General features: G+C 54.1%; 18 protein-coding genes, 3 tRNA genes and 1 pseudogene. 13 read left to right on the top strand and 9 right to left on the bottom strand.

Annotated features, from left to right (window positions below):
* Nucleotides 1-264: 264 nt before the first annotated feature.
* From R5L00_RS00845 to R5L00_RS00840, 3 genes are all read left to right on the top strand, one after another.
* Nucleotides 265-1,287: an SDR family oxidoreductase gene (locus R5L00_RS00845; protein ID WP_317652874.1), complete on the top strand. Its 1,023-nt coding sequence runs from the start codon at nt 265-267 to the stop codon at nt 1,285-1,287.
* A gap of 123 nt (nt 1,288-1,410) precedes the next feature.
* Nucleotides 1,411-1,677 (top strand): hypothetical protein, encoded by a 267-nt coding sequence (locus R5L00_RS15735; protein WP_411555571.1) that lies wholly within the window; start codon nt 1,411-1,413, stop codon nt 1,675-1,677.
* A 97-nt stretch (nt 1,678-1,774) separates the two neighbouring features.
* Complete coding sequence (locus R5L00_RS00840; RefSeq protein ID WP_317652873.1) at nt 1,775-2,422, top strand: hypothetical protein; 648 nt, start codon at nt 1,775-1,777, stop codon at nt 2,420-2,422.
* A gap of 253 nt (nt 2,423-2,675) precedes the next feature.
* Here R5L00_RS00840 and R5L00_RS00835 read toward each other — a convergent pair whose 3' ends face one another.
* The 5 genes and pseudogenes from R5L00_RS00835 to R5L00_RS00815 form a co-directional block, all read right to left on the bottom strand.
* Nucleotides 2,676-3,527: an EAL domain-containing protein gene (locus R5L00_RS00835; RefSeq protein ID WP_317652872.1), complete on the bottom strand. Its 852-nt coding sequence runs from the start codon at nt 3,525-3,527 to the stop codon at nt 2,676-2,678.
* A 21-nt stretch (nt 3,528-3,548) separates the two neighbouring features.
* Nucleotides 3,549-3,659: pseudogene (locus R5L00_RS00830) on the bottom strand (hypothetical protein); the annotation flags it as partial.
* 17 nt (nt 3,660-3,676) lie between these two features.
* Entirely contained in the window at nt 3,677-4,876 is a 1,200-nt protein-coding gene (locus tag R5L00_RS00825; RefSeq protein ID WP_317652871.1) for a diguanylate cyclase domain-containing protein, read from the bottom strand.
* Nucleotides 4,877-5,000: 124 nt separating this feature from the next.
* A tRNA-Val gene (locus tag R5L00_RS00820) sits at nt 5,001-5,075 on the bottom strand.
* A 116-nt stretch (nt 5,076-5,191) separates the two neighbouring features.
* Nucleotides 5,192-5,581 carry a LapA family protein gene (locus R5L00_RS00815; protein WP_107692698.1) on the bottom strand — a complete coding sequence of 130 codons (390 nt, stop codon included), beginning with the start codon at nt 5,579-5,581 and terminating at the stop codon, nt 5,192-5,194.
* Between the two features lie 332 nt (nt 5,582-5,913).
* Between R5L00_RS00815 and gltX the strand changes: the two genes are divergently transcribed.
* The 3 genes from gltX to R5L00_RS00800 all read left to right on the top strand — a co-directional run bounded on the left by gltX (nt 5,914) and on the right by R5L00_RS00800 (nt 7,592).
* On the top strand, nt 5,914-7,323 hold the full coding sequence (gene gltX, locus R5L00_RS00810; protein ID WP_317652870.1) for a glutamate--tRNA ligase: 1,410 nt from the start codon (nt 5,914-5,916) through the stop codon (nt 7,321-7,323).
* 73 nt (nt 7,324-7,396) lie between these two features.
* Nucleotides 7,397-7,472: transfer RNA gene (locus R5L00_RS00805), tRNA-Ala, on the top strand.
* A 44-nt stretch (nt 7,473-7,516) separates the two neighbouring features.
* A tRNA-Glu gene (locus R5L00_RS00800) sits at nt 7,517-7,592 on the top strand.
* 223 nt (nt 7,593-7,815) lie between these two features.
* Here the strand turns inward: R5L00_RS00800 and R5L00_RS00795 are convergent.
* A complete protein-coding gene (locus tag R5L00_RS00795; protein ID WP_107692700.1) occupies nt 7,816-8,127 on the bottom strand; it encodes a hypothetical protein in 312 nt (103 codons plus the stop codon).
* A gap of 452 nt (nt 8,128-8,579) precedes the next feature.
* Nucleotides 8,580-8,777, bottom strand: a complete 198-nt coding sequence (locus R5L00_RS00790) for a hypothetical protein (protein WP_107692701.1) — start codon at nt 8,775-8,777, stop codon at nt 8,580-8,582.
* 896 nt (nt 8,778-9,673) lie between these two features.
* On the opposite strand from R5L00_RS00790, the gene R5L00_RS00785 reads away from it, so the two are divergent.
* The 4 genes from R5L00_RS00785 (at nt 9,674) to R5L00_RS00770 (ending at nt 13,151) form a co-directional block, all read left to right on the top strand.
* On the top strand, nt 9,674-10,387 hold the full coding sequence (locus R5L00_RS00785; protein WP_107692702.1) for a VPLPA-CTERM sorting domain-containing protein: 714 nt from the start codon (nt 9,674-9,676) through the stop codon (nt 10,385-10,387).
* 412 nt (nt 10,388-10,799) lie between these two features.
* Entirely contained in the window at nt 10,800-10,952 is a 153-nt protein-coding gene (locus R5L00_RS00780) for a hypothetical protein (protein ID WP_107692703.1), read from the top strand.
* Between the two features lie 31 nt (nt 10,953-10,983).
* Nucleotides 10,984-11,670 (top strand): VOC family protein, encoded by a 687-nt coding sequence (locus tag R5L00_RS00775; protein WP_317652869.1) that lies wholly within the window; start codon nt 10,984-10,986, stop codon nt 11,668-11,670.
* A 101-nt stretch (nt 11,671-11,771) separates the two neighbouring features.
* Nucleotides 11,772-13,151, top strand: coding sequence for an FAD-containing oxidoreductase (locus tag R5L00_RS00770; RefSeq protein WP_317652867.1), 1,380 nt, complete (start codon nt 11,772-11,774; stop codon nt 13,149-13,151).
* Nucleotides 13,152-13,301: 150 nt separating this feature from the next.
* On the opposite strand, the gene R5L00_RS15730 is transcribed toward R5L00_RS00770, so the two are convergent.
* Both R5L00_RS15730 and R5L00_RS00765 read right to left on the bottom strand, forming a co-directional pair.
* A complete protein-coding gene (locus tag R5L00_RS15730; protein WP_181320396.1) occupies nt 13,302-13,664 on the bottom strand; it encodes a WYL domain-containing protein in 363 nt (120 codons plus the stop codon).
* A gap of 189 nt (nt 13,665-13,853) precedes the next feature.
* On the bottom strand, nt 13,854-14,045 hold the full coding sequence (locus R5L00_RS00765) for a hypothetical protein (protein WP_317652865.1): 192 nt from the start codon (nt 14,043-14,045) through the stop codon (nt 13,854-13,856).
* A gap of 540 nt (nt 14,046-14,585) precedes the next feature.
* Between R5L00_RS00765 and R5L00_RS00760 the strand changes: the two genes are divergently transcribed.
* The 3 genes from R5L00_RS00760 (at nt 14,586) to R5L00_RS00750 (ending at nt 16,065) form a co-directional block, all read left to right on the top strand.
* On the top strand, nt 14,586-14,858 hold the full coding sequence (locus R5L00_RS00760) for a DUF1772 domain-containing protein (RefSeq protein ID WP_317652864.1): 273 nt from the start codon (nt 14,586-14,588) through the stop codon (nt 14,856-14,858).
* Between the two features lie 576 nt (nt 14,859-15,434).
* The gene (locus R5L00_RS00755) at nt 15,435-15,758 is read left to right on the top strand and encodes a hypothetical protein (RefSeq protein ID WP_317652863.1); all 324 of its coding nucleotides are present in this window, start codon (nt 15,435-15,437) and stop codon (nt 15,756-15,758) included.
* 10 nt (nt 15,759-15,768) lie between these two features.
* Nucleotides 15,769-16,065: a hypothetical protein gene (locus R5L00_RS00750; RefSeq protein ID WP_317652861.1), complete on the top strand. Its 297-nt coding sequence runs from the start codon at nt 15,769-15,771 to the stop codon at nt 16,063-16,065.
* The last annotated feature ends 859 nt before the right edge of the window (nt 16,066-16,924 follow it).

The raw sequence follows: 16,924 nt of genomic DNA, 5'->3' as shown, positions 1-16,924 counted from the left end.
TGCCCATACATGCCACGAAACCGCGGCCCGTCCCTATTACACCATTACACGCTTGCCTCTAATGTACTTTAACGCACGGATGAGATAAACGAAAAGGAAAATCATGTATCCCCCATCGGGACAATTATTGCTTGTTTTCGTCGTCCTGCTTGCACATCAGTTCGCGGCGACACGCTTTCAAGCTGCGCTTCCGGCCCGATTTCCGTGTTGCCCGGATCGCGATCGGGAGGGCTCACTTTTACCAATATTCTTAGGAGAACAGGTATGAAACCAGAAGACGACGCCATTGCCTCACGACGCCAGTTTGTTGGCGGAGTGACTGCCGGCCTTGCCACGGCATTCATCCCCCCCGCCTTTGGGCAGCAAGGGCGCCAGGAAAGCGGCGCCGCCGGTTCGCGGCAAGGGGCCAGCCAGTTCCTTAAACAGGATCCGAGGACGCAGTATCCAGCTCCCCCCTTCCCCCAGCAGAAGCAGGAGCCGCCCGGCCTTGTGGGCAAGATGACACCGCGGCCTGATCACGGCGAAACAAGCTACAAGGGCTCGAGCCGGCTGGTGGGTAGAAAGGCACTCGTGACCGGCGGCGATTCCGGCATTGGCCGTGCCGCCGTCATCGCCTTTGCGCGTGAGGGCGCCGATGTCGCGATCAACTATCTCCCTGTTGAGGAGCCCGACGCTCGGGAGGTTGTGGAACTGATCCGGGCGGAAGGGCGTAAGGCAGTCGCGATCCCCGGCGACATCCGGGACGAGGATTTTTGCTCGAGGCTCGTTGCCCAAGCCGTCCGGGATCTGGACGGACTGGACATCCTTGTCAACAATGCGGCCATGCAGGCCGCGCAGCCCTCCATCGTCGATCTCACGACCGAGCAGTTCGACTCGATATTCAAATGCAACGTCTATGCGATGTTCTGGATCACCAGGGCGGCCATCCCGCACTTGAAGCCCGGCGCCGCGATTATCAATACGAGTTCAATCGAGGCTTACACTCCATCCGACGCGTTTATCGATTACGCGCAGACGAAGGCGTGCAGCGTTGCTTTCACAAAATCGCTGGCGAAGCAGGTGGCCAAGCAGGGCATACGGGTCAATGCGGTGGCGCCGGGACCTTTCTGGACACCGATGCAAACGACAGGATGGGCAGACCTCAGCAGGTTCGGCAAGGAAGTTCCGCTCGGCCGGCCCGGCCAACCAGCGGAACTGGGTCCCCTGTATGTCTTTCTTGCGTCGCAGGAATCGAGCTACGCAACCGGACAAGTGTACAGTGCCTCGGGCGGGGAAGGACACCCCTAGCGCCACGAGGGGCATTGTCACAAGCGGATGGGGTCTGCCCGATGCACCTGTCGATGAGTATGAATATCTCGATCTCAGGCGGCCTATTGGAGCGAAGCAGCGGGTATCAACCAAGCGGGGCAGGTGGCGGGACGATCTCTCACGGATGCGGACACTGAACATGCTTTTATCACCGGTCCTGATGGGATGGGCATGAGAGACTTTGGCGCTTTTAGGCGGAGCCTACAGCTTTGCTTATGGCATCAACAATGCCGTCAGATGGTGAAAGGTTCCTCCATTTCCGAAGGCGCGGTGCACGCGTTCATGACCGGGCCCAAATGGGCGGACATAAGGTGGGAAGGGCGAAAAGTGTCAGATATGTTTGTCAGGTCACGATGTACTTCAGGATGACATATCGGGGAAATGAGTTTGCCTATGCGCTCCTTTTAGTGAAACACACCGGCAGCAGAATTGGAGCTAAGCTATCTCCAGCCGTTGGTGTACTCCTTTGGTCGATTTGCCTGTTTCCATAAACGAGGTCCTTGATGTTGATGCAGTAATTGTCACCCATATTCATCCGGATCACTGGGACGAGGCAGCGATAAATCTGGCGCCCAAGGATGTGCTGATTTTTGCGCAAAACGAGAAAGATGCGGGGGAGATCAAGGCGCAAGGATTCAGCAATATTCGAGTTCTGGCGGAGAATACTGTTTTTGATGGTATCACTCTCATCAAACCCCCGGGCAAGCATGGCAGAGGAAAAACTCTTGAAGACCTGGGGATCTATTGGGGCACGTCTCGGGTGTTGTATTTAAGCATCCCGATGAAAAGACGTTCTATATCGCAGGGGATACGGATCGCAGGGGATACGGTCCGGTATGAGGGAGTCGAAGAAAATCTGAAGAAATATGATCCTGACGTCATTATCCTGAACAGCGGAGACGGTCAGGTACTGGACTACGACCCGATTATCATGGACAAAAAGGATGTTTATGAGGTTTATAAAGCAGCTCCCAGGGCAACCATTATTGCCAGTCACATGGAATCCGTGAATCACGCCATGCTGTCGAGAAAAGAACTGCGAGAGTTCCTCAGTGAAAAGAATATGACGCAACGAGTATTAATGCCTGAGGATGGTGAAACCTGTAGTTTTTAATGGGATCGCAATTTGAACGGTAGTGTCGCATTTATCAGCCCAGTGGAGAGGTCATGGGCATCACAGACGGCAAGGGTAAAGCTGCAAATTATAATGAAAAAAATGGCCCCGTTCCCTGCTTCGCCCGTTGTTTGCCACTGCACAGATTTCCTGAAACAACCCCATATAATCCTCAAACGGCTTGATGACCTGATTTCCTCGCCGATGCTAATCGTGCCGTGACGGCATGAAATTCCTTTTGCTACTCCAGCGCTTAATATTGCGCATTCTTCTCTTTCACCACAAACTCCTCAAATTGATCTAATGGAAGAGGTGGGCTGAACAGGTAGCCCTGATAAGCAGTGCATCCATGCATAGCGAGAAAGTCCTTTTGTGCTACGGTTTCCACCCCCTCGGCGATTACCGCCAACCCCATGCTTTTTGCCAAGAGCAGAATGGCGCGGACAATTGTTGCGTCGTTATTATCAGTGAGCACGTCCCTTACAAATGACTGATCGATTTTTACCCAATCCATCGGCAGGCGTTTCAGATAGTAGAGCGAGGAATAACCGACACCAAAGTCATCCAGGGCGAAGCCCACACCCTTGGCCTTGAGTGCAGCCATCTTCTCAATGGTGTCGTCCATGTTGTGGACCAGTATGCTTTCCGTAAGCTCAAGCTTGAGTCTTTGCGGATCGGCGCCGGTTCGATCGAGCGTCGAAACTACCTGCTCGACAAAGTCTGGCTGACAGAACTGGCGAGGGCTTATATTCACCGCCAGATTAAGCCCAGCTGCCTCCGGTCGCTCCGACCAGATTGCAAGCTGGGTACACGCGGTTTCCAGCACCCAGGCACCCAAAGGAAGAATGAGGCGGGTTTCCTCCGTTTGAGGAATGAATTCGTGTGGAGGCAAAAGGCCGCGTCGAGGGTGCTGCCACCGTATCAGCGCTTCGGCACCCGTGATCCCGCAATCATCTACCTGCGGCTGGTAGTGAAGAACAAACTCGTTTCTCTCCCAGCTTTTGTGCAAATCCGACTCCAGAGCAGCGCGGGCATTCATTGCCGCTTGCATATCCGGATCGAAAAAACACATTGCATTGCGGCCTGATGCTTTTGCCTGATACATCGCCAGATCCGCTTGCTTGAGCAACTCGTCTGTTGTGTGTGACTGATCGTTAAATACTGCGACCCCTATGCTCGCGGTGGTGTGGTGTTTATGGGCACCTAGACTGAATGGTTGATTGAACGTACAGTGAATCCTTTCGCAGATGACTTTTACCTGAGCAACGGCTGCGTCATAATCTTCGCTAAGTCTGTTACCAGTATTATTACAAACTCGTCGCCCCCCAAGCGGGCGACAGTGTCCCCTTCGCGCACACAGGAGATCAGGCGGGGAGCAAGCTGCCGAAGCAACAGGTCACCGGAATCATGGCCGAACGTATCATTGAGCAATTTAAAATTATCGAGGTCGATGAACAGTAACGCACCCGTGCGGTGGTTACGGGCCCTTGCTGCGAGTGCCTGCCGCAACCGGTCCAGCAAGAGTTGCCTGTTGGGCAACCCCGTCAACGAATCGTAGAATGCCAAGTATTGGATTTTGTTCTCAGCGCTCTTGCGTTGCGTAATATCTGTGTTGATTGCAAAGACCGACTGTGGCTGTCCCTCCTCATTTCTGACCAACGTCCAATGTGCTTCAACAAACAATATGCCTCCGTCCTTGCGCCGCTGCGCGATCTCGCCTCTCCATTCCCCAGAGTTCAACAATAGGCTGGTTGCTTCCTTGAAGGCCAGGATGTCCTCATACAACATCTCTATCGATTTGCCCGATACCTCTTCGGAAGTCCATCCATAGAGCCGCTCAGCACCCTCGTTCCAAAACTGAATGCGATGATCGATGCCATGCACAATAATCGCGTCGGTTGCCTTGTCGAGCAAGGAAGCCTGCTGGTGGATGCGAGCACCGGCTTCCTGGCGGGCATGTTCAGACTGCTTGCGCTCGCTAATGTCGTTGAAATAAACTGCCAGGCCTTCTTCTGACGGATAGGCGTGCACCTCGAACCAGCCCTCCAGAGGCGCGTAGAAGGTTTCAAATTTCACTGTGGTGTTTTCCGCGAGCGCCCGATGGTATTCACGATCAAAGATTGTTCCTATCGCCTCCTTAAATTCCTTCCAGAGCACTTTCCCCAGAAGATCGCCACGGGGGCGCCGTAACAGATTTTCCGCTTCCTTATTCACATAGGTGAAGCGCCATTCCCGATCCACTGTGTAAAAAGCCTCGGTAATACTTTCCAAAATCCTCTCTGTGCGAAGTTTCGCATTTGAAAGTTCGAGCGTTGTCGCCTGCTGTTCCCTTATGGCCAGCAGCAGTTTTTTATTTAAACGTTCTAGTGCTACAGCTTTTTCTTTTTTCACTGACAGAAGTTGGTTGTGAACGAGTTCCCGCGTGGCTGGCGTGCTGAAGGTCGCGTCAGGCATGAACAATATAATTGCATTGCACCCCTGATTTTAGTTCAGAGCAACTGTGGTGGTTGGAGCGCCAGCCAAAAACGGCACGGTATAACGTTTAGTGGCCTTCTTTGGTTTTCTTCGGACTATCTGTTGGTGGGCGGTACTGGGATCGAACCAGTGGCTTCCACCGTGTGAAGGTGGCACTCTACCGCTGAGTTAACCGCCCCGTTGCGTTAGTTATCGTAATTAATTGATAACCGCTGAGGAGGCGCAATTAGATCATAAATGGCGGATTACGGTCAACGCGTGGGCTGTTCGCAATATCACTTTCGCTGACCCTTGTTATTCGTTCGGCTTTTCGGCATCCCTGCCGACAAGTAGTGACTTCAGCCCCAGGTAACGCGGGGGCTCTTCCGGGATTGGCTCAGGGCTGATCCTCGTCAGTTCCGCTTCCAGTTGCGCGACGCGCCGTTCCAGCGTGTCTTTCTCCGCCTCCAGTCTGCTGATATGGCGTCGCAGGCGCGCACTTGTCCACATGCTCTTTACCATGCTGGGCCAGGAGAGCAGCACCGCGATAACCGCACCTATGCCTGTCGCAATTAGCAGCACCATGGCCAGTGAGCTGTCGAAGCTCCAAAGGCCTAACGTTACTGTTGCCGTTGAATTGTTCTGCAGAGCGAACGCCACGGCGGCAATGGCGAGGGCAATGCCGAGAATTAACAATAGCTGCATGGCTGTCTCCTGCTGTCAATTGTCCACGAAAGACGCGTAGTCGGGAAGATGGAATAGTATGCACCCGGTAACAATTGCTGGAAAGGAAACGGGATAATAAGGGCGGGGAACGGCAGGGTGGTGAGCAGGAGCAAGTACGTAGGGCCCACGCGCTTGGGCAGTTATTAAGAAAACCCCCCGGGTCTCCCGGGTTACGCGATGGTTTCAATCGTGTTCTCACTTCCAAATGATGCGAATGACCCGGCATGATACGGCCGGGTCGCGTAAAATAGCGCGTTCTGTAGATTCAAATCTTACCCAACCGTAAGCCTATTCTCTCCACACCCACTTCCATGATCCGTACCCGCTTCGCTCCCAGCCCAACCGGCTACCTCCACATTGGCGGCGCCCGAACCGCTCTGTTTTCGTGGGCTTATGCCCGCAGGCACGGCGGCAAATTCGTTTTGCGAATAGAAGATACGGATCTTGAACGCTCGACGGCGGAATCAACCCAGGCAATACTGGACGGGATGGCATGGCTGGGGCTGGATTACGACGAGGGGCCGTTTTATCAGATGCAGAGGCTGGCGCGCTACCATGAGGTGGCTGAGCAGCTCCTTCGCTCCGGCAAGGCGTATTACTGCTATTGCACAAAGGAAGAGCTGGATGCCATGCGCGAGCAGCAGCGCTCGGCCGGGCTGAAGCCCCGGTACGATGGGCGCTGGCGTGATTCGACACAGACGCCGCCGCCCGGTGTTAAGCCGGTGGTGCGCCTGAAAAATCCACAGGACGGCGTCGTTGTCTTCAATGATCTGGTCAAGGGCCAGATTGCCGTTGCCAACGGCGAACTGGACGATCTGGTGCTGCTGCGCGGCGATGGCGTGCCGACTTACAACTTCGGCGTGGTGATCGACGATCTGGACATGAATATTACTCACGTGATCCGGGGCGACGATCATGTCAACAACACTCCGCGCCAGATCAATATTCTTAAAGCACTAGGCGCGTCATTGCCGCAGTATGCGCATGTGCCGATGATTCTGGGCGCGGATGGTGAGCGGCTGTCCAAGCGGCATGGGGCTGTTTCCGTGATGCAATACCGCGAGGATGGCTACCTGCCCGAGGCGCTGGTCAATTATCTGGCGCGGCTGGGCTGGTCGCATGGAGACGAGGAAATTTTCAGCCGGGAACAGCTGGTCGAGTGGTTCGACCTTTCAGCCATCAACCGTTCGCCTGCGAAGTTCAATCCCGAGAAACTGCGATGGCTCAACCAGCATTATCTTAAAGGTGCCGACGATGGGCGGTTGGCAGCGCTGGTGCGGCCTTTTCTCGAGGCGGATGGTTGCGACCCTGCCGCTGCGCCGGGGCTGCCGAATTTGGCGAGCGTGGCGAATCTGCTCAAAGAGCGTGTCACCACCGTGGCTGAGCTGGCCGACGCGGCGGTATATTTCTACCGTTCGCTGGACCCTTCGCCCGAACTTAAGGCGCAGCATTTCACTGCCGAGGCGAAGCCGGGCATTTCCAACCTGCGGCAGAAGCTCGCGGTTGTCGAATGGGAAAGCCACGCCATACATGACGCCATCAAGAGCTGCGCCACGGCGCACGGCATGAAACTGCCTAAGGTCGCCATGCCACTGCGGGTGATGGTGACGGGCGAGACGCAGACGCCCTCGATCAATGCGGTGCTGGAGCTGCTCGGCAGGGAGGAAACGCTCAAGCGCATGGATGAGCAGCTGGAAAACTTTCCCAACGAACGCGAGTAGGGCGTTAATGCCGTCGTGCTGCTTTACATTGACTGCAACAGGACGGCTCAGTATAATTCGCGTTCATTTTGCCGGGGGTATAGCTCAGCTGGGAGAGCGCTTGCATGGCATGCAAGAGGTCAGCGGTTCGATCCCGCTTACCTCCACCAGCAATCTGGCAAGTAACAGACTGAAGACGGTCAAAAGTCCCTCAGTCCCCATCGTCTAGTGGCCTAGGACATCACCCTTTCACGGTGAGTACAGGGGTTCGAATCCCCTTGGGGACGCCACTAATTCCTCTGTTAGAAGCTTAATTTTGTAATGAATACAATAGGCTAACTCGGAAAGGTCGAGCGTGATCCGCTCGATAAGACCGCGCAGAAGATCCTTCAACGCATCACGCTCAAGCTCCGACAAATTGTCGGCAATCTCCGCAAGCATGTCCTTCACGTCCGATTCCCTAATCTGGCTCATAGCCTTAGACTGCCTTCGCGCTATTTCCAGAGCGGCAAGCTAATTGTTAAGCGTATCACGCTGATTTGCGAATTCTTCAATTTTATTGATAAGAGTTTCGGCGGCAGTAGTTTCCGATAGCACATCCGATAAGCGACTGATCTTTGCGTCAAGGCGTTTTAGTTCCGATCGTAGTGTTTCCCCTTCTGCATCATCATCAGTTAGCCTTGCTGATTTCCTTGCGCTCGCAGTCACAGACTTGATAAATGCCTCGGATTGCAGATTGGCACAGACATGAGCCAGCACTTCCGAGTCAGTTCGCTTGGCTTTGATGCTGCGTTTACCGTGAATAGACACGGTTATGCGTGACATTGGAATAGCCGGCTTAGAATTAACCCGCCGCCGAGCGGGTTTTTTTTATGGATGTTTAGGGAGGATGGAGCCAGAAATAAGCTCAGCCTTAGTTAGGCTGTGGATTGCTGGTAACGTGGCGCGATGCCTACGCTGAGACCGATCTTTTTTTCCCAAAAAACTTTTGGCTCTGGCCAACCGACGAGTTCTTCTTCGTGCACATATCGGTTTATGTCGTTATCGGGGCATGAAAACGGATCAGGTGCATCGGCTGCGCAGTGGGGGCATTTATAAACCATAGCAGGTAATCGCTCGATTTGTCCTTCAGCGGTTCGCGAATATAGAACGTAGCTAAGCATGACCCTTTCGGCGCGCAGTAGACGCACAGTTTGTGAAACCTTTGAAGCTTCTCATATTTACTTCAGAGGGAAAAGTGTTCGATTCCGGTACCCGCTGACGCGGATGCTTGACTATCAATCTACCGGCGCCAAACCCATTGTTGGACCTGTTTCTTCCGCCCATAAGACTTTGGCTTCGGGCCATCCGACAAGCGCTTCTTCATGGACGTAAGGATGGTCCAGGAAGCCGGGCAACTGATGTGCGATTTCATGATGTCGCCAGATTGTGCCGTCCTCGGTCCGGACGTATATAGCAAAGCGGGGCATTGGCATACCTTTCTTGCGTATTTATATCGAATAATTATAGAAAGCCTATAAATGTTTGCAGTTATTTTTGGCGGGTGCACTATTAGTTATTGGTTTCGGTGGCCGCTAGATAGTTAAAGACTGGAAGGACGGCGCGGAGATCGCGCTGGTCCGGTCCCAGAAAAAGGACGTCGACGCGCGTAATTCGATCCTGAGTGCGGCAAATGACCGCTGGGCTACGGACATCGAGGGGGTGCGTAAGGGTGTCGAGTCAATTTCAATCGCCGTAGCCGAACGCGAGAAAGCGGCGCTAGCCGCAATGCTCACTGCCAAGCGTGCCAACCGGCGAATCGGGCACGCGGACTCGGCTCGCTCGCTCAGCTTTCTTGCTATCTCGCTTTGCGAGAATTGCCTCTGCCTCCGCTTCCGTGATTATTGCTGGATGCGTATCCCTCTGGATATCCAATCCTCCCTTGGCCGTCTGCGACCCTGAGACCGGTCTTCCTTTCCGCGGTGCACGTTCCAACCATGTGCCCAGCGACAACTTCTCCGCAATAGCGCCAGCGAGGAGCAAAGACGGTGTAGGGGCAGGACGCCAATCAGGAGCAGGTTAGGACAGGGTCGCCGTTCCATTACAAGCTACTAGGGATTCAATAGCACACGGCCCCGTACCTGTAAGGTGGAAGAAGCCGCTAATCGTAGCAGGTGGGGGTTTGGGATGCGGCGTAATGCTGCCCATTCCTCCCTGGAAATTTTCGGCACAAGTTGAGGAAATGCAAGTTCGGATGCCGGGACAAACGTAACACCTCTTCTCTCTGGTGTACCTTAGTCCAATAGGCTGAGCTATCAAAATGAGTAAGATATAGGGGTGATTAGTGCTGTTTGGGTTTTAGTAGTAATAGTATAAAAACCAAGAGGGACACATGAAGAAACAAAGCTTTTTAACTTCCGTTGCAGCGATGTCAGTTCGGAAACTCTACGTTGCGGTGCTGGTTTGTGCCACCTCTATCACGGCCCCCGCCGCAGAAGCTATCCCTATCCTGCACGAGGCTGGCGGCAATTTCTCCAATAAATGGGTTTCGCCGACCGTCGTTGCCAGCGGCACGACCGGCGTTACGGGCACGGGCGCACCCGAGTGGATGGGCGGCGATCGACTCGACATCTTCAAGTTCTCCGGCCTGGTGCCGGGCGCAACATCCATCGTTTTTGATTTCTCACTGACCGGACCCTATAGCCCTGGCGCCTATGAAAACGGCGGCGGCGCCATCTACTACAGCTATGCGCCGTTTTCCGGCTCCTACTATGTCGATCAGGGCGATGGAAAGGTTCGTGGCAGCCAGGATCTTCTCGCCGGCTATTTTGACGTTACCTACAACCCGTGGAACGCCGCCAACGCGTCGAATCGCGGCACTTCAAGCTTCACGCTGAACCTTGCTAAGGAATTCGCAGGCGATCTCTTCCTGGCGCTGGACTTCACCTACGGCCGAGTCAGCTACAATATCAATTCGCCTTCCTGGGCCACGTATGGCGACACCGACCCCAGTTCCTTGGCGGTCCCCGTGCCGCTCCCCGCGACGGGCTGGCTGTTGCTCGCCGGTCTCGTCGGCCTCGCCGCGAACCGCCGCAAGCTCATCTGACCGCGTCGATCTGATACTCTACCTCTTCAAAGAGGGGAGCCTATTGCGGAAATTTCGCTGAAATTAGCATTACCTTGCTACGCACATTGGCGTTCCACGCGGAATTGACTGCTCTTCTTTAGCCTCCACAGCGCCAAAACCAGCGGCGAAAGCCGCTGGTACCCTAGTTGACGTTGTTTCTACGGCTGCCCAGCCTAATATTTCCTAACCCAGCCTACCCATGTTCCAGGGTTTGCTGGGTTAGCGCTTCCATGAAGTCAACCATTTCCTTTCATGTAGTTGCAAATTTCGGCTTTTTGGCACCGCCGCAAGTGTGATCAGCAGATTCATAACTATACTGGAAAATAGAAAACACGCTGATCACCCTTGTCGTGATCTTTGGCGGAGGATCTGATAAACGTTCACTGCTGGCATGTCCGACCTCGGCACACTCGGTGGGAACCGTAGCGAGGCTTACGGGATCAACGACGCAGGGCAGGTGGTAGGGCGATCCGCGACGACTGACAACGGGCAGGAGCATGCCTTCATCATCGGGCCCAGATGGCGTAGGCATGACCGATCTTAATTCACTGTTAAAACACAGCGGAGGAAAGAACATGGCAAATGCGCAGACTGAAATCTACGGTAACGACCCGACCGGCGTCGCGAAAGTAGACATGAAGTTCGAGATCGTCGTCATCCCTGTCTCGGATGTCGACCGCGCGGAGGAGTTCTACGGGAGGCTTGGGTGGCGGCTCGACGCCGATTTCGTCAGCGGTAAAGACGACCGCGTGATTCAATTTACGCCGCCTGGCTCCGGATGCTCGATCATTTTCGGCAAGAACGTCACCGCCGCGGCGCCCGGCTCCGCCCAGGGTCTGTACCTGGTCGTCTCCGATATCGCGGCCGCCCTCGCCGAGCTGCTCGGTCGCGGCGTGGAGATCAGTGACGTGTTCCACGACGCCGCCGGCGTGTCCGCTGGCACGGACGAGCCGTACCTGTTTGGTCGGCTCCGGGTCAGGGGTCCGGATCCCGATCATCGCAGCTACCGCTCGTTCGCCTCGTTCTGCGATCCGGACGGCAACGGCTGGTTGTTCCAGGAGGTCACAACGCGGCTGCCCGGTCGCGTCGACCCCGCGACGACGACCTTCGCGTCGGCGAACGATCTGGCTAGCGCGCTGCGGCGTGCGGCGGCCGCGCACGGACAGCACGAAGCGCGCACGGGGCAACCCAACAAGAACTGGCCGGACTGGTACGCCGAGTACATGGTGCGCGAGCTGTCCGGCAACGAGCCGTCTCAGTGAACGACTACGACATGATCGTCGTCAGCGGCGGCGCTCCGGCGACCACTGCATTGATGCGCTGGCCTAAGTTGGCCTGCGATCTTCCTTAACGGAGGTGTCTCGTGTCGCGGCATTTCGATGCAATCATCATCGGGACCGGCCAGGCGGGCCCGTCTTTGGCGGCGCGGTTTGCGGCCGCGGGCATGACTGTCGCCATTATTGAACGCTCCAAGTTTGGCGGCACATGTGTTAACACGGGATGTATCCCGACAAAGACGCTCGTCGCCAGCGCGTACGCAGCGCATGTTGCTCGCCGCGGCGCCGAGTATGGTTTTGTTGGCAATGGCGATGTGCGAGTTGATATGAAACGCGTCAAAGCGCGCAAGGATGAAGTTTCCGGACGGTCGAGCAAGGCCGTCGAGGAATGGTTGCGAGGACTGAAGAATTGCACGGTCATCCAAGGTCATGCCCGCTTTCAGTCGTCCCACACGGTGGTAGTCAACGATGAGGTGCTGCAAGCTGACAAAGTTTTCATCAACGTCGGCGGGCGCGCCTCTGTTCCCGCGATGCCGGGGATTCACGAGGCACCATTTCTCACAAACTCCTCAATGATGGATATCGGCTTCTTGCCGGAGCATCTTGTCATCGTCGGCGGAAGTTATGTTGGGTTGGAATTCGCTCAGATGTATCGCCGTTTCGGGAGCGAAGTCACGATAGTAGAGAAGGGACCGCGCCTGATTGGACGTGAAGACGAAGATGTTTCCGACGCTGTGCGTGAAATCCTGGAGATGGAGGGGATAAGGATTCGGACGGATGCGAAATGTATATCATTGGCCAAGCGTGACAGTCGTATCGCAGTTGGTATGGAATGCGACGAAGGTCCGCCGGAAGTAGTAGGCACTCACGTTCTTCTAGCGGTGGGACGTACTCCCAACACGAACGACCTGGGTCTCGACCGGGCCGGCGTTGCGACCGACCAACGCGGTTACATCATCGTTGACGATCAACTGCAAACAAACGTGCCCGGCATCTGGGCCCTGGGCGACTGCAACGGCCGCGGCGCCTTTACACATACTTCCTATAACGACTATGAGATCGTCGCCGATAATCTCCTCGACTCAAACCATCGCCGCGTGTCAGACCGGATCCAGGCGTACGCTTTGTTTACAGATCCACCGTTAGGACGATGCGGCATGACGGACGCCGAAATACGGAAGTCCAGGCGCCCTGTACTTGCTACGAAACTTCCGATGAGCGGAGTGAGTCGCGCCGTTGAGAAAGGTGAGACACAAGGTTTCATCAAAATCTCTGTTGATGCGGAAACAAAACATATTTTGGGTGCTGCGATTCTTGGCACCGGAGGCGATGAAGTAATTCACGTTTTGCTGGACGTCATGTATGCGAAGGCGCCGTATACGGTAGTGCAGCGCGCAATGCACATTCATCCGACGGTTGCGGAATATCTCCCCACCGCCTTGTCCAAACTGGAACCCGTTGCGTGAGCAACGTTGGAGGACAGCATGATCCCCTCTATGGCTTCGGACGTGTTCCTCGGCGGGTGATCGGCGAGACGCGCTCGGGTTCGCTTGCGTCCCACCAAGAGGACCCCACTTGCCATCGGCGACTTATGGTTGAGACGATTGCTGGAATATCTAAATGCGGTCAACGACGCAGATCACATTCTTGCCGAATTTGGCCCTGAAGGGACTGAATTCGGGGTCGGGTCTAAAGGTTTCTCGGATGCGAAGGATCGTGTTAACCCGATCAACCTCAAACTCCTGCCACCCAGACGTGGATAGCGTTCTAGAGTCATCCTTGATCTGCACTCCAGCCACGAGAATTCTTCCCGCTGATTCGTAGATAATGTAAGGTTCAAACGTCCGAAAGTGGCCCTCGTTTTTGTAGTGAAGTCGAACTCTTGTTTTGCTACGGATGGCCTCGCATAGCGTGGTTTCCAAGTCTGTTCTACGCGGAGCTGGGCCTGTCCGATTTTTTGATTTTATTGTTTCAAACATATCCATTTCCTACGGAATATTTGAAGAAATATTAACCCAGCAATGCGAAAAAAAATAACATTTGACGCAATAGAGAATTCGTGTTAGGTCATAGTTGAGTCCGCCTTTTGGCGGTTTTTTCATTTACGGAAGCCCGTGGCAACGAGTTTGACGGGCAGTGGTATGAAGATGAGTCAGGCTATGTCGCGTTTATGGGCGCGTTTGGAAATTCTCGTCCAGCGGAAGGCGTTCGGAACCGTTGATCCAGGCAGGCAATTCCTCTTTAGCCAGCCGCTGCATTTTGAGCGTGCGCTTAAGAATTTTGCTGGTTCTTTTTTCCAGCCATTTATCGAATTCTTTTGCCTTGTATCCCAACGCGTCAATACCTTTTGGTTTTTTCATCGGCGTTTCCTATATAAAAATCCTATATAGACTGCAAAAAAACGGGTTACCTAGGAGGCCGTCCACTCAGCGGAAGCCTCGATGAGTAGTCAGCAGGCATGTCGCGGCTCTGATGTTCGCAAATTTCATAATCGAATAATGTACGCAAGCAAACTGAAGCACAACATTTTCCTTCTTGCCAGGTATGACCATTTCGCGAACTGTACTAGTCTTCTAGCACGTCTTCCTTAAAAAGTTGTGAAATGCGCTGGCATTGCCATGGATTCCGTAATAGAGAACTAAATTCATTTGCCGTTTACATTAGTTATTTATGCGACGTAAGGACCGCCACCGGGGTGCTGTCATGGGCAGGTCATTTATGCCAATCAATCATGAACAGGTATTGAGATGTTGCACGCCGCGCAATTCGTCGCTGTTTTTTGCTGTACCGTTTTTGCCGGTGCCGCGCTCTACATCAGTCTTGTTGAGCACCCGGCACGGATGGGCTGCGATACAAAGACTGCCGTTACGGTTTGGGCGCCCAGCTATAAACGGGCAACAATGATGCAAGCTCCACTGGCTATCATGAGTTTCAGCGCCGGGGTGTCCGCTTGGTTGCTCGATGGCGGCATCATGTGGTTTATTGGGGCAGTTCTTATTGGCTTGGTCGTGCCATTCACATTTCTTGTAATCATGCCCACGAACCATCAGCTTCTGATTCCCGGACGTGACCTCGCGTCGGATGAAACCCGAGCGCTGCTCGAAAAGTGGGGGAAAACTCCACGCTGTGCGTACCGGGCTGGGTTTGTTGGCGTCTGGAATCTACATTATTGAGCTACTTAAAGCCTAACTCGCGCATGAACTCGAACGAAGCATTACTTGCGCGGTTAACCGGACCGGGCTTTTCCAGTGCTGCCGGCAACTCTGTTCATCCTCGTTCGCGGGACAAAATCCCGTATTTCTAGACCTTCGCAGAACTTAACGAGCGGCACGCTGCGCTACTCTCCCAACAAAGCAGATCAGAGTGGGCCAGCGGCTTTGATGGATACTTTTACAGTAGCGAAGTTATCCCATCCCCCTATCGCAAGCGCTATTACAGCCGTTGCGATGCAGCCGAGTATCCGAACGGGTGGCTGACAACAAGTTGCCGCTTTACATCTGGTCTTGCAGCTAAGAGCAACATGACTGCCATAATGGGAATTGTGGCGTCATCGGATGGGGCAACGTACTGAATGTCGGGGAATGTGTCAGAACCATTATCCGTGGCGCTGCGCGGTGGCACGATCGGGCCTGCGCGAGTTGTGGGGAGCGGCCGTTCTGGATCGTCTAAGTATTTATGGAAAACTCAGATGGGATCAATACATCCGGAGACGATAAGGGGTGCGGAAAAGTGGAGCGCAAAGCTGAACGATGCTCAAGTCAGGAAGATATACGCAGATCGCAGAACCAATCAAGAGATTGCCGATGAACCACGGGGTTGGTCATACCATCATTGGTTTAGTGAAACAACATGAATCTGGCGTCGTGTCGACTCATATCCAGAGGAATCCACATATTATGTGTGCGCCAAAAATCCCAAAGGCTGACCCGTTAATCGGAGAAGCAGCTAAACAGGATGCCGATATTGCAGCCTCAATACGGGATATTGCAAAGGACCAACTCGCTTGGGAAAAAGAAAGGGCGATCAAGCAAGACCCGCTCGTCGAGAACATCGTCAGCTTTATCGCGGAATAACGGAGGTCGAATGATTGTAAAAATCGTGCCGTCAATTGACCAGATCGTTTTCGATGTTCGGGCTGCGCTCGGCTGCTTTGAAACCTTGGGGCATGATCCCGAATTGGCATGTGAGATGGCCAGTATGCATCTGAACCAGCTCCTTGCATATTTAGAGGCGGTCAACGGTGCAAATAACCTTCATGCCGAATTTGGGCTGGAAGGAAGCGAATGCTCCATGATACTCAAAGGCTTCCTGGATAAGGATAACCGAGTTAAGCAGCCCAACCTGGAAATTGCGGAGGTTCTTCCCTTCCGTCCGGTTTGAATCATCTTTGGTCTGCATCCCGTGAACCAGTATCTCCCCGCTTTGCACACAGTACACAGTGTAAGGTTCAAACGTTCGAAAGCGGGTTTCGTTTCTGTAGTGGAGGCGAACTCTCTTTTTGCTGCGGATGGCCTGGCATAAGGCGATTTCCAGGTCTGTTCTACGTAATGCTGGGTCTGCGTCCTTTTCTGGTCTTGGCGGCTCAAACATGTTCATTCCAGTTGAACGTTGGGAATGAATGTTAACGCAATAATGGAGAAAAAAATAACGGTTGACGCGGTAGCGATCTGATCTAGGCTGACATAAAGCCCGCCTTTTGGCGGCTTTTTCATTTTAAGGGAAGCGCATGGCAGTCACTGAGTTTGATGGGCAACTGGACGACGATGAGCCCGGGCGTATTGCTCACCGCTGGCGAACCTCTGCCGGCTGCATTGTAAGGCGTACGCTCTGCCGGGGTCCCGGGCCGGGGAAGCTCTTTATCGTAACGATGCAAGTCGCAGGCCGCTCTCAATGGTCAGATTGGAATCGCGTTGGCGTATGGAATCGATGAGAAACCGGCAACAGGTGGTCCGGTCGTCATCGCCCGGGACGCAAACGGGACCTTGATTCAGGACGGCTACCCATGAAAAATCCATGGTTTTGCAGAGCGCAGCCACGGCCGCGGGCCGCGATGGATCCGTTGAAGCCGGGCCGGTCCAGGATGCGATGGTGGAGCGTGAGGCGGCGGGACCAGAGCCGATAATATCTTCTCCAGGAATTCCATCATCTCAGCAATCTTTTTTTATTGAGAATGAGAATCATAATCGTCTAATAGGAGAAGGGTCAGCAATTGATACCGCACCGCCTTTAACAAATCGGA

Origin of the sequence: Nitrosospira sp. Is2 (genome assembly GCF_033095785.1) — a bacterium.
Lineage (GTDB): Bacteria > Pseudomonadota > Gammaproteobacteria > Burkholderiales > Nitrosomonadaceae > Nitrosospira.
The sequence above is the reverse complement of the archived record's forward strand: the minus strand, read 5'-3'. Positions and strand labels throughout refer to the sequence as shown.